Annotated in this window: 13 protein-coding genes; 9 read left to right on the forward strand and 4 right to left on the reverse strand. The window is 64.7% G+C overall.

All coding sequences use genetic code 11. The annotated features are described in order from the left end of the window. Positions 1–9 precede the first annotated feature (9 nt). Positions 10–1,170 carry a transglycosylase SLT domain-containing protein gene (locus ACWEO2_RS35825; RefSeq protein WP_452409414.1) on the reverse strand — a complete coding sequence of 387 codons (1,161 nt, stop codon included), beginning with the start codon at positions 1,168–1,170 and terminating at the stop codon, positions 10–12. Then, positions 1,167–1,463, reverse strand: a complete 297-nt coding sequence (locus tag ACWEO2_RS35830) for a type VII secretion target (protein WP_452409415.1) — start codon at positions 1,461–1,463, stop codon at positions 1,167–1,169. The genes ACWEO2_RS35825 and ACWEO2_RS35830 overlap by 4 nt, the downstream gene beginning before the upstream one ends. Before the next feature lie 174 nt (positions 1,464–1,637). On the opposite strand from ACWEO2_RS35830, the gene ACWEO2_RS35835 reads away from it, so the two are divergent. Further along, entirely contained in the window at positions 1,638–2,612 is a 975-nt protein-coding gene (locus ACWEO2_RS35835) for an NADPH:quinone oxidoreductase family protein (RefSeq protein ID WP_452409416.1), read from the forward strand. 2 nt (positions 2,613–2,614) lie between these two features. Then, positions 2,615–3,724: a winged helix DNA-binding domain-containing protein gene (locus ACWEO2_RS35840; RefSeq protein ID WP_452409417.1), complete on the forward strand. Its 1,110-nt coding sequence runs from the start codon at positions 2,615–2,617 to the stop codon at positions 3,722–3,724. Between the two features lie 35 nt (positions 3,725–3,759). On the opposite strand, the gene ACWEO2_RS35845 is transcribed toward ACWEO2_RS35840, so the two are convergent. Next, positions 3,760–4,926, reverse strand: coding sequence for a low temperature requirement protein A (locus tag ACWEO2_RS35845; protein ID WP_452409418.1), 1,167 nt, complete (start codon positions 4,924–4,926; stop codon positions 3,760–3,762). Between the two features lie 45 nt (positions 4,927–4,971). Next, complete coding sequence (locus ACWEO2_RS35850; RefSeq protein ID WP_354956324.1) at positions 4,972–5,496, reverse strand: Lrp/AsnC family transcriptional regulator; 525 nt, start codon at positions 5,494–5,496, stop codon at positions 4,972–4,974. Positions 5,497–5,653: 157 nt separating this feature from the next. On the opposite strand from ACWEO2_RS35850, the gene hppD reads away from it, so the two are divergent. The 7 genes from hppD (at position 5,654) to tuf (ending at position 12,753) form a co-directional block, all read left to right on the forward strand. Beyond that, entirely contained in the window at positions 5,654–6,862 is a 1,209-nt protein-coding gene (gene hppD, locus ACWEO2_RS35855; protein WP_452409419.1) for a 4-hydroxyphenylpyruvate dioxygenase, read from the forward strand. A gap of 71 nt (positions 6,863–6,933) precedes the next feature. Continuing rightward, positions 6,934–7,461, forward strand: coding sequence for a DUF3558 domain-containing protein (locus ACWEO2_RS35860; RefSeq protein ID WP_354956318.1), 528 nt, complete (start codon positions 6,934–6,936; stop codon positions 7,459–7,461). 11 nt (positions 7,462–7,472) lie between these two features. Then, positions 7,473–8,030: a DUF3558 domain-containing protein gene (locus ACWEO2_RS35865; protein ID WP_355184581.1), complete on the forward strand. Its 558-nt coding sequence runs from the start codon at positions 7,473–7,475 to the stop codon at positions 8,028–8,030. Between the two features lie 295 nt (positions 8,031–8,325). Then, positions 8,326–8,700 (forward strand): 30S ribosomal protein S12, encoded by a 375-nt coding sequence (gene rpsL, locus ACWEO2_RS35870; protein ID WP_014353064.1) that lies wholly within the window; start codon positions 8,326–8,328, stop codon positions 8,698–8,700. A gap of 1 nt (position 8,701) precedes the next feature. Then, positions 8,702–9,172 carry a 30S ribosomal protein S7 gene (gene rpsG, locus ACWEO2_RS35875; protein ID WP_014353063.1) on the forward strand — a complete coding sequence of 157 codons (471 nt, stop codon included), beginning with the start codon at positions 8,702–8,704 and terminating at the stop codon, positions 9,170–9,172. Between the two features lie 140 nt (positions 9,173–9,312). Then, positions 9,313–11,415 carry an elongation factor G gene (fusA, locus tag ACWEO2_RS35880; protein ID WP_452409420.1) on the forward strand — a complete coding sequence of 701 codons (2,103 nt, stop codon included), beginning with the start codon at positions 9,313–9,315 and terminating at the stop codon, positions 11,413–11,415. A 147-nt stretch (positions 11,416–11,562) separates the two neighbouring features. Continuing rightward, complete coding sequence (tuf, locus tag ACWEO2_RS35885) at positions 11,563–12,753, forward strand: elongation factor Tu (RefSeq protein ID WP_452409421.1); 1,191 nt, start codon at positions 11,563–11,565, stop codon at positions 12,751–12,753. The last annotated feature ends 46 nt before the right edge of the window (positions 12,754–12,799 follow it).

Consider the following 12,799-nt stretch of genomic DNA (forward strand, 5'->3'; position numbering starts at 1 on the left):
CCGTGCCGATCAATAACCGACATAGCCTTCTTTCTGACTCATGGCAACGATGCCCGGTACGTTGCTCAACGAACCGTATCGCTCGATCGCATACCGCGATCCGGCGATGATGTTGTCCACCGGATTCCAGATGTCGTCATGTCCATCCAGCTTGTAGGCATTGAAGGTTGGGTCGATGGTCTGCATCAAACCCTTCGATGGGATGCCCGCCGCGGCATTGCTGTCCCAGAGGTTGATGGCGTTGGGGTTGCCGCCGGATTCCTTTTCGATGATGGTGGCGATGATGGCGGCGTCGCTGTCGCTGATGTTGTAGCCCTTTTCGCGCAGGGCCTTGATGGCTTCCTCGATCCACTTCTTCTGGTCGCCGGTCGGCATGGTCGTGGGGACGTTGTAGGACGTCGTGCCACCCGAATACGAAGTGCCGGAAGAGGTTCCCGAGCCGCTGCCGTTGTGGTTGCTCGATACGTAGCTGGGCTTGGACGAGTTGGATGTCGACGGCGTATTGGTCGAGGTAGTGCTGGACTTCGTATTTGTTGCCGTTGCCGTGCCGCGGTTCGGGTCTCCGAGGGCGTTGAAGGCCGTCTCGAGGTTCTGTACGGCGGTGTCCACCTTCGTTTTTGCGTCTTTGGCCGCCTGCTCGGCTTCCCTCAGTTTGCCGGTGATCTGGTTCGACCAATCCGCGGCGTCGCGGCGGGCTCGCATCGCTAGGTTCTGGGCGTCGGTGTTCTGGTCTTCCTGACCGGACAGCGGGCCGAGCAGTTCAGCAACCCGGCTTTCGGGATCGATCGTTCCATTCGGGTTCACCGGGAAGCCGGTGATGAGACCCACGCCATCGGCGGGAACCGGCGAAGCGGTCGAGATTGTGTTGCGCAGCTTCCCGATCTCGTCCTTGATGTACTCCAGCCGACCAACCTCGGCCTGGAACGCCGTTTGGAGCTCGAGCAATCGTCTACTCACTTCGGACGCGCGGGTCTGCTCGGTCCCTATCCGCGTATTGGCCGCAGTAGCGGCCACGCCGGACCACGTCTTGTCGGTCCCCAGTTTCGCGGTGTCCTCGGTGCCCTTGCGGACCGCGGTATCCAGATCCGTCGAGATCTTGCCCGCGTTGTTCGCGGCGGTGGTGAGGTGGTCGGGCTCCCATTTGGCGACGTCGTCGATGGTGAGGGTCATGGCAGTTGCAGCCCGATCGTCTTCAAGTTGTTGGTGAAGTCGGCCTCGGCGACTTCGAAGGCACCCGCCGCATTGTGGGTGATCGACGCGATCTTCTCGAGGCGCTCGCCGATTCGGGTCAGGCTGCGGTTGACGATATCGGTGGCCGGTTGCACCGCGCCGCCGAATTGGGTGCCGGGCAATGCGTTGATCGCCGAGTTGAAGCCGTCGCCGGCATTAAGCTTTTTGATGCCGCTCGCTTCATCGCCAAGACTTTTGGCGAAGGTCTGTAGCGCGCCCGCGTCGACCTTCAATGTCCCCGGGTCATTGGTGTCTACCACGGAAAACTCCCCCTTCGTCCCCACCTCAGGTTGCGGTCAGCATAGCCAAAAACGGGTGGTGTGGACAGGGGGCCGATGGGGGCGGTTAGGTTGGTCACGGCGTCGGTGATGGTCTGAGTGTCGCCGAGTGGACAGAGAGGTCGGCATATGCGCGCAGCCCAGGTCAGCAAGCTGGAGGGGCCGGAAGCGGTCGAGGTCGTCGAGATTGCCGAACCCGCGGCATATCCCGGCAGTGTGGTCATCGACGTGCACGCGGCCGGGGTGGCGTTTCCCGATGTGCTGATGACGCGCGGTCTGTACCAGATGAAGCCGGAGTTGCCGTTTGTCGTCGGCGGTGAAATCTCCGGGATCGTGCGCGAGGCCCCGGAGGGCGCGCACGTCGTGGCGGGCGACCGGGTGGTCGCGCTGACGCTGCTCGGCAATGCCATGGCCGAGGTGGCGGTCGTACCGGCGCAGATGGTGTTCCGCCTGCCGGACAACGTATCGCTGGAGGCCGGGGCCGGGATCCTGTTCAACGATCTGACCGTGCACTTCTGCCTGCGCAACCGCGGCAGACTGGCCGACGGGGAGACCGTGCTCGTGCACGGTGCGGCAGGTGGCATCGGCACCTCGACGCTGCGCATGGCGGCGGCGCTGGGTGCGGGCCGGGTCATCGCGGTGGTGAGTACCGAGGAGAAGGCGGCGGTCGCGCGCGCCAACGGCGCCACCGATGTGGTGCTGACCGACGGCTGGCTCGCCGCGGTCAAGGAACTCACCGGTGGTCGCGGTGTGGATATCGTGCTCGATCCGGTCGGCGGCGACCGGTTCACCGACAGCATCCGCAGCCTGGCCTCGGCGGGTCGCCTGCTGGTGGTCGGCTTCACCGCGGGGGAGATCCCCACGGTCAAGGTGAATCGACTGCTGCTGAAGAACGTCGAGGTGACCGGTGCGGCCTGGGGCGAATGGATCATGACCCATCCGGGCTACCTGACCGAACAGTGGGCCGAAGTCGAGCCGCTGCTGGCCTCCGGCAAGATCACCCCGCCGGAGCCCGTGCTCTACCCGCTGGAGCGCGCCGCCGAGGCCGTCGCCTCTCTGGACAATCGCACCGCCACCGGCAAGATCGTCGTCACCCTGCGCTGATCATGCTGTCCAATCGGGTACTGAATCGGACCTTGCTCGCGCGTCAGCATCTGCTGGAGCGTTCGACGCTGAATGTGTTCGAGATGTGTGAGCATCTGGTCGGGCTGCAGGCGCAGGATTCGCCGCCGCCGTTCGTCGGATTGTGGAGTCGCATAGCGGATTTCGATCCGGCGACAGTTTCGGCCGGGCTGGAGGATCGCTCGCTGGTGCGGATCACATTGATGCGCGGCACAATTCATCTGGTGACGCCGCCGGATGCGCTGCGCATTGCGCCGCATATTCAGCCGGAACTCGAAAAGGTCCCCTTCCGAAAGGGTTTCAACTACGGCGCAATGGTCGGGTTGGATCCGGATGAGGTGCGCGAACACGGCGAGGCGGCGCTGGGCGATGAGCCGATGTCGGCGACCGATCTGCGCGCCAAGGCCGCGGCGATCTACCCGGATCGCGATGCCGGTGCGGTGCTGCAGACCTGGCTGTACCAATTGCCCGTGCTGCAGACCCCACCGCGCGGCAAGTGGAAGGACAACAGCAGGCCGGTGTGGTCGCGTGTCGAACCCTGGCTCGGCGCACCGCTGGATCCGAGCTATCCACTGGCGGAGTTGGTCTTTCGCTATCTGCGCGCCTTCGGCCCGGCCAGCACCATGGATATGCAGACCTGGTCGAAGCTGACCGGTATGAAGGCCGCCGTGACACAACTCGGCGATCGCCTGCGCACCTACACCGACGAACGCGGCCGCACCCTCTACGACGTCGCCGACGGCGAACTCGCCGATGCGGACGTGCCCGCTCCGGTCCGGCTGCTCGGCTGGTACGACAACGCGATCCTGTCCCATCAGGATCGGTCCCGAATCGTGCCCGATGGCGCGGCGCCGCCGCTGCGGGCATTCGCCGCCGCGGTTTCACCAGTACTGGTCGACGGCTTCCTCGCGGGTTTCTATAAGATCTTCCCGGCGAAGGGCGTCGCGCGACTGCGCATAACGCCGACCAGGAAGTGGACGGCCGCGGAGCGCGCAGCGGTGGATGCCGAGGCCCATGCGCTGATCGGATTCCTGGAGTCGGATAAGCAGCCGAGCGTCGAAATCCTCGATGTGGACGCCGATTTGCGACCCTGACGAGGTCGGCCGGGACTGCGCCGACCTGCCCGGCGCTACATCGAGCGCGGTTGCCGCCGCACCCGGACCACGGGCAACGGTTGACCGGGTCCGGCGACCATCTGCTCGGCGATATCGGTTGCCACCAGCACCGCCGCGGTGAGTCCGACCACGGCGATGGCGGGCAGCATCGACGACACCAGCGCCACGACGATCAAACCCAGCGCCGCCGCAATGCGGGTCGTGGCCACATTGCCCAGCATTCGCCACCGATTCACCACCAGCGCCATGAGGAACAGCGCAGCGCCGCCTGGTGCCAGCGCGGCGGCAACACCGTGCGCTATGTGACCGGGATCGGCCACCGCATGACCCAGCCCGACCGCCACCGCGACCAGTCCGGCCACCAGCCCCAAATGCCCATAGCTCAGCACATCTCGCACGATCAGCCCGGGCGCGGGCATGGTCGTCAGCGCGTGCTCGAGCAATCGCGCCGAGCGATGGAAATAGATCCACCACAGCCCTGCGCCTACCAGGAAGGCCAGCACCAGCGTGGTCACCACCTGCGGATCGAGGTCGGTCGATGCGGCCTGCGCGCCCGCGTCGACCACCGATTCACCCAGCGCGATAATGATGAACAGGCCGAACCGCTCCACCAGATGCGAGACCCCGATCGCCCGGTTGCGCACGGCCCTGCCGTACAGCAGCGGTGCGCCCAACTGCACGATGAGCGCCCCGGTCCAGACCCAGATGCGGGTATGTTCCGGCAGCGGCGCGCTCGCGAAAATCGCTATCGCGGTGACCAATCCGATGCTGAACGGATTGATGGTGGTCTCGAAGCCGTGCGTGCGGGTGACGGCGATGAACAGCACGATGCGCAACAGCAGATGCGCACCCGCGAAAACCATTGCGGCCCCGCGTGGTTGGTCCAGTGCCGCGGGCGCCGCCACCGCCATCAAGTAGATGAACAGCCCGCAGCCGAACAGCACGAGACGTTGGGCATTGGTCTCCTCGACGGTATTCACCAGAATGGTGACGCCGACCCAGCCCCACCACAGCGGGGCGAGCAGGACCAGGGCGTGGCCGAGGGTGGCGATCGAGGTGTGGTAGCCCAGCACATGCGCGGTCTGGGTGACCGCGAAGACCAGGACCAGATCGAAGAACAACTCGGCCCAGGTGGCGCGGGCATGGGGTGTGGCGGTGTTGGATTCGGCAGGCTCGCTCATCGGAATCTCGTACTCGGTGACACAGGAATACGAGCCTAGATGGGTTCAGCGCTCCGGGTTGTCCCGGTAGGCGGGCGCTTTGGTGGTCCCGGTCGGTGTCAGCGTGCGCAATAGCGGCAGCGTCCGGTGCGCGATGACCGTCGACAGCACGATCACGCTGTGCGAACGCACCACCGAACTCGTCCGGTCGATGCTCAACAGCACCGCCTGCAGCCCGGCATGCGAATCCGCGCCGATTCGGCACAGCACATCGCCCGAGCCCGTGGTCGCGTATGCCTCCAAAACCCCTGGAATCGCATCGAGTTCGGCCGCCACGGCATCCAGCGCGCCCTGTGCGATCTCCAGCGTGACGAAGGCCTGCACATCGAAACCCGCTGCGGTGACATCGATCTGCGGATCATAGGAGGCGATGACGCCCGACTCCTCCATCCGTCCGATGCGCGACTGGACGGTGGCCCGCGCGACCCGGGTGCGCCGGGACAGTTCGAGAATGCCCGCCTTCTGATACTCGTGCATCGCGGTGAGGATGGCGAGATCGAGTTCATCCAGTTTCGCGGGCGTGCGCGACATGACGGCCTCCGTTCGGGCGCGACCGGCGTGGTGCGGGTCGCTCTGATGCTATTCAAATTGTCCAGCATCAGGGGTGAGTTCCTAGCCGAATTCACCACAGTGTCTATCGAAAATCGATGATGTTGCCTATCCGCAGGGGCGGCGATTTCCTTGCATCATGACCATCGAGCACCTGCCGAACTCCCAGCGACACAGCGGCCCGCTGCCCACCGACGGTGAGCTGCGCAGGCTCGTCGGGCTGGTCGATCACGATGACGCCGTCGATCCGTTTCCGGTCATCGGCTGGGACGCGCTGGTCTGGGTGGTCGGCAACGCGACCCAGACCGCCCACTTCCTGGAGTCCGCCTTCGGCATGCGGCTGGAGGCCTACTCGGGCCCGGAGACCGGCAACCGCGATCACAAGGCCTATGTGCTGCGCAGCGGCGCGGCCAGATTCGTCATCACCGGAGCGGTCGCACCGGACAGCCCGCTGGTCGCCCACCACGACCGGCACGGCGACGGCATCGTCGATATCGCGCTGGAGGTGCCGGATGTGGACCGCTGCATCGAATGGGCGCGCACCCACGGCGCGACGATTCTCGCCGAACCACATGACGACACAGACGAATTCGGCACCGTCCGGTCGGCGGCACTGGCCACCTACGGTGAGACCAGGCACACACTGATCGACCGCTCCGGGTACCACGGACCGTATCTGCCCGGATATATCGCCCGCCGCTCCGGCCATCAGCCGCGCCCCGGCACGCCGACCCGGCTGTTCCAGGCCATCGACCATGTCGTCGGCAATGTCGAGCTGGGCATGATGGACGAGTGGGTCGAGTTCTACCGCCGGGTCATGGGTTTCACGAATATGGCCGAATTCGTCGGCGACGATATCGCCACCGAGTACTCGGCGCTCATGAGCAAGGTGGTGGCCAATGGCAATCACCGGGTGAAGTTCCCGCTCAACGAACCCGCGGTGGGTAAGAAGCGTTCCCAGATCGACGAATACCTCGAGTTCTACCGCGGCCCCGGCGTACAGCACATCGCACTGGCCACCAGCGACATTCTCGAATGCGTCGACGTATTGCGCCGCGAGGGCATCGAATTCCTCGAAACACCCGACACCTACTACTCCGATCCCGAACTGCGCGCCCGCATCGGCCATGTCCGCGTCCCGGTGCGCGAACTGCAAAGCCGCGGCATCCTGGTCGACCGCGACGAGGACGGCTATCTCCTACAGATATTCACCAAACCGCTCACCGACCGCCCTACCGTCTTCTTCGAACTCATCGAACGCCACGGCTCCCTGGGCTTCGGCAAGGGCAACTTCAAGGCGCTGTTCCAGGCGATCGAACGCGAACAGGCCGCCAGGGGCAACCTCTGAACCAGCCCGGTCGGTGCAGCCCGCACCGCACAGCGGGCTGCACCCCGGGTTCCGCCGGTATTGTTCACGGCATGCGGATCCCGTCGGCGATCGTCACCGGTCTGGCCTTGGCATTGACGCTAGCGGCCTGCGGCTCGGACGGTGACTCCGATTCCTCCAACGCCCCGTTGCGTCCGCCGCCGAAGGTCGCCGCGCTCGGCCCGTTCGTCGGTGAATGTGGCCATGTCACCGAACAAGAGGTCCGCGATATCGCCGGACTGACCCAGCTTGCGCGGGTGTATCGGAACTCGGTCGGCTGCAACTTCCAGGCCGCCGGACTCGCTTCGCCGAGTGTCACTTTCGCGTCGTATCGGGGTAGCCCGATCGATCGCGAGAAGGCCTGGGTCTCCAATGTCGGTCGCAATCCGGAGACCATCGATGTCGGCGGTCGCAAGGGATTCCAGGCGCTCGACCCCAGCGGTGCGGTCTGCGATCTCGCGGTGCAACTCGATGACGACTTCTTCGAATGGTCGATGTCCTACGGACTGTTCTCCAGTCAGGGCAATCCATGTGACCGGACCCGCAAGCTGGCCGAGTTGACCGTGCAGCGGTTGCAGTGAGGGGAGCACAGATGAGTTCACGTCCGGGCCTCCGGATCGCGGCCGTCGCCGCCACGGTGTGCGCGGTCGCGCTGACCGCCGGTGGCTGCGGTAAGACCGTCAACGGTTCGGCGCATCCGGCGGGCGGCAGCGGAGCCACCACCGTCAATACCAATTTCGACAAGCTGCTGCGCGAATGCGAGGTGGTCGGGCTCGACCAGATCGGTTCGGCGGTGGGCAATGCGCAGATCGTCTCGTCGTCGTTCAACGGCGCGGTCTGCATGTGGGATGTCGAGGATGCACCCGGCGGCTCGGCCATGGTCACCCTCAACTGGTACGAGGAAGGCTCACTGAATAACGAGAAGTCCAATAACGACAAGCTGGGCTACAACACCGAGAACATCACGGTGCAGGGGCGGCGCGGTCTGAAGACGACGCGTCCGAACGATCCCGACTCGTGCGGGGTGAGTGCGGGCGCCGCCGATACCGGCATCATCGGCTGGTGGATCAACTATCGACCGGGCGGCCATCCTGATCCGTGTGCCGGCGCCCAGAAATTGGTCGAGCTGACCCTGAATCTGGCCAGGTAGCCCGGCCGGTGATAGTGGCCTTTCGGCCGCGTCGGCCGACCCCACTTTGACCATGTGTCGAGGCCACGGGTATCGTGGATCGCTGTGCCCGGAAGCATGCGGGCAAGTTCGTGCGCAAACGTAGGCCAGCGAGAGCGGCCGACCTTTCCGGCGTGCCCGGAATTCGGACTATGTCTTGCGTGCGACACGCCCGACCTCGGGACGCGAGAAACGCGGTCGGACGTGCGGGTGAAGACTCGATGACACAGACATGAAGTTCCAGACACCGCGTTAACTAATTAAGGAAAGCCGGTCTATGCCAACCATCAACCAGCTGGTCCGCAAGGGTCGTCGCGACAAGGTCGCCAAGACCAAGACCGCGGCCCTCAAGGGGAGCCCGCAGCGTCGTGGCGTGTGCACCCGCGTGTACACCACCACCCCGAAGAAGCCGAACTCCGCGCTGCGCAAGGTCGCGCGTGTTCGCCTGACCAGCGCGGTCGAGGTCACGGCCTACATCCCAGGTGAGGGCCACAACCTGCAGGAGCACTCGATGGTGCTCGTTCGCGGCGGTCGTGTGAAGGACCTCCCCGGTGTTCGCTACAAGATCATCCGCGGCTCGCTCGACACCCAGGGTGTGAAGAACCGCAAGCAGGCCCGCAGCCGCTACGGCGCCAAGAAGGAGAAGAGCTGATATGCCACGCAAGGGCCCCGCACCCAAGCGTCCGCTGATCAACGACCCGGTCTACGGTTCGCCGCTGGTTACTCAGCTGGTCAACAAGATCCTGCTGGACGGCAAGAAGTCCACCGCCGAGCGCATCGTCTACGGCGCGCTGGAGCAGGCGCGCGAGAAGACCGGCACCGATCCGGTCGTCACCCTCAAGCGCGCGCTCGACAATGTCAAGCCGTCGCTCGAGGTCAAGCCCCGTCGCGTCGGTGGCGCCACCTACCAGGTGCCGGTCGAGGTTCGTCCCGGCCGCGCCAACACCCTGGCGCTGCGCTGGCTGGTCAACTTCTCGCGCGCCCGTCGCGAGAAGACCATGGTCGAGCGCCTCGCCAACGAACTGCTCGACGCCAGCAACGGTCTCGGTGCTTCGGTGAAGCGCCGTGAGGACACCCACAAGATGGCTGAGTCCAACCGGGCCTTCGCGCACTACCGCTGGTGACGTCTGCCCGGCCCGTCGTTTTCTGGGTCGGGAGGCAGAGTCGGAATGCGGCACTAACCTGCCGCTTCCGGCGTTGACATAGAGACGACCACTGGGTCGTCCCCGAAAATCCCAACTAGCTACGAGCGGGGAAGATTTCCGTGGCACAGGACGTGCTCACCGACCTGAACAAGGTCCGCAACATCGGCATCATGGCCCACATTGATGCGGGCAAGACGACCACAACTGAACGCATCCTCTTCTACACCGGCATCACCTACAAGATCGGTGAAGTCCACGATGGCGCCGCCACCATGGACTGGATGGAGCAGGAGCAGGAGCGTGGTATCACCATCACCTCCGCGGCGACCACATGCTTCTGGAACAACAACCAGATCAACATCATCGACACCCCCGGGCACGTCGACTTCACCGTCGAGGTGGAGCGGTCGCTGCGCGTGCTCGACGGCGCCGTTGCGGTGTTCGACGGCAAGGAAGGCGTCGAGCCGCAGTCCGAGCAGGTGTGGCGTCAGGCCGATAAGTACGGCGTGCCTCGGATCTGCTTCGTCAACAAGATGGACAAGCTCGGTGCGGACTTCTACTTCACCGTGCAGACCATCAAGGACCGCCTCGGTGCCAAGCCGTTGGTCATCCAGCTGCCGATCGGCGCTGAGGACACCTTCGAGGGCATCGTCGACCTGGTCGAGATGAACGCCAAGGTCTGGAAGGGCGAGACCAAGCTCGGCGAGAAGTACGAGATCGAAGAGATCCCGGCCGATCTCGCGGAGAAGGCCGAGCAGTACCGCCAGGAACTGCTCGAGACCGTCGCCGAGTCGGACGAGGCGCTGCTGGAGAAGTTCTTCGGCGGTGAGGAGCTCTCGATCGAGGAGATCAAGGGCGCCATCCGCAAGATGACGGTCAACTCCGAGCTGTACCCGATCCTGTGTGGTTCGGCGTTCAAGAACAAGGGCGTGCAGCCCATGCTCGACGCCGTGATCGACTACCTGCCGACCCCGCTGGACGACGGCGGCACCGATGGTCACGTCCCCGGCAAGGAAGACGAGATCATCCACCGCGACGCGACCACCAGCGAGCCGTTCTCGGCGCTGGCGTTCAAGATCGCCGTGCACCCCTTCTTCGGCAAGCTGACCTACGTGCGCGTGTACTCGGGCAAGGTCGACTCCGGTGCCCAGGTCATCAACTCGACCAAGGGCAAGAAGGAGCGCCTGGGCAAGCTGTTCCAGATGCACTCCAACAAGGAGAACCCGGTCACCGAGGCCGTCGCGGGCCACATCTACGCGGTCATCGGCCTGAAGGACACCACCACCGGTGACACCCTGTGCGATCCGCAGAACCAGATCGTGCTCGAGTCCATGACCTTCCCGGACCCGGTCATCGAGGTCTCGATCGAGCCGAAGACCAAGTCCGACCAGGAGAAGCTGGGCACCGCGATCCAGCGCCTCTCGGAAGAGGACCCGACCTTCTCGGTCAAGCTCGACCAGGAGACCGGCCAGACCGTCATCGGCGGCATGGGTGAGCTGCACCTCGACATCCTCGTCGACCGCATGCGGCGCGAGTTCAAGGTCGAGGCGAACGTCGGTAAGCCGCAGGTGGCCTACCGCGAGACGATCACCAAGCCGGTCGAGAAGCTCGAGTTCACCCACAAGAAGCAGACGGGTGGCTCCGGCCAGTTCGCGAAGGTCATCATCGCCCTCGAGCCGTTCGTCGGCGAGGACGGCGCGACCTACGAGTTCGAGAACAAGGTCACCGGTGGCCGCGTGCCCCGCGAATACATCCCTTCGGTGGACGCGGGCGCGCAGGATGCCATGCAGTACGGTGTGCTCGCGGGCTACCCGCTGGTGAACCTGAAGGTCACGCTGCTCGACGGCGCTTACCACGACGTCGACTCGTCGGAAATGGCCTTCAAGATCGCTGGCTCGCAGGCCCTGAAGGAAGCGGCCCGTAAGGCCGGTCCGGTGATCCTCGAACCGCTGATGGCGGTCGAGGTCATCACGCCCGAGGATTACATGGGCGATGTGATCGGCGACCTGAATTCCCGCCGTGGCCAGATCCAGGCCATGGAGGAACGCAGTGGTGCCCGTGTCGTCAAGGCGCTGGTTCCGCTCTCGGAGATGTTCGGTTACATCGGCGATCTGCGGTCGAAGACCCAGGGCCGGGCGAACTACTCCATGGTGTTCGATTCGTACGCGGAGGTTCCGGCCAACGTGTCGAAGGAGATCATCGCCAAGGCGACCGGCGAGTAGGTGTCTTCGGGCACTCCGCAGGCTCCGCGCCTGCATGATGGGGGCAGGTGCAAGACTTGCCCCTATCAGCCGGGAGTCAGCACGACCCCCAATATGTAAACCGCACTGCTGCAACTGCACGCACCAACAAGTCCAGGAGGACACCAAGTGGCGAAGGCGAAGTTCGAGCGGACGAAGCCGCACGTCAACATCGGCACCATCGGTCACGTCGACCACGGCAAGACCACGCTGACCGCAGCGATCACCAAGGTGCTGGCTGACAAGTACCCGGATCTGAACGCGGCGTTCGCGTTCGATCAGATCGACAAGGCGCCGGAGGAGAAGGCTCGTGGTATCACGATCAACATCTCCCACGTCGAGTACCAGACGGAGAAGCGCCACTACGCTCACGTCGACGCGCCGGGTCACGCCGACTACATCAAGAACATGATCACCGGTGCGGCGCAGATGGACGGTGCCATCCTCGTGGTCGCCGCCACCGACGGCCCGATGCCGCAGACCCGTGAGCACGTGCTGCTCGCCCGTCAGGTCGGCGTGCCCTACATCCTGGTCGCGCTGAACAAGTCGGACATGGTCGACGACGAGGAAATCCTCGAGCTCGTCGAGATGGAGGTCCGCGAGCTGCTGGCCGCCCAGGAGTTCGACGAGGATGCGCCGGTCGTGCGGGTTTCCGGTCTGAAGGCGCTCGAGGGCGACCCGAAGTGGACCGAGGCGATCGTCGAGCTGATGAACGCTGTCGACGAGTCCATCCCGGACCCGGTTCGTGAGACCGACAAGCCGTTCCTGATGCCGGTCGAGGACGTCTTCACGATCACCGGTCGTGGCACCGTCGTCACCGGTCGTGTCGAGCGCGGCATCATCAACGTGAACGAGGAAGTCGAGATCGTCGGCATCCGCGAGAAGAGCACCAAGACCACCGTCACCGGTATCGAGATGTTCCGCAAGCTGCTCGACCAGGGCCAGGCCGGTGACAACGTCGGTCTGCTGGTTCGTGGTATCAAGCGCGAAGATGTCGAGCGTGGCCAGGTTGTCGTGAAGCCGGGTACCACCACCCCGCACACCGAGTTCGAGGGTCAGGCCTACATCCTGTCCAAGGACGAGGGCGGCCGCCACACCCCGTTCTTCAACAACTACCGTCCGCAGTTCTACTTCCGTACCACGGACGTGACGGGCGTTGTGACGCTGCCCGAGGGCACCGAGATGGTCATGCCCGGTGACAACACCGAGATGTCCGTCAAGCTGATCCAGCCGGTCGCCATGGACGAGGGTCTGCGCTTCGCGATCCGCGAGGGTGGCCGCACCGTCGGCGCCGGTCGCGTCACGAAGATTGTCAAGTGATTCACTGAATCGCTTATCGAACGGCGTCGCTCCGAACGGGGCGGCG

The organism is Nocardia sp. NPDC004278 (assembly GCF_053602975.1).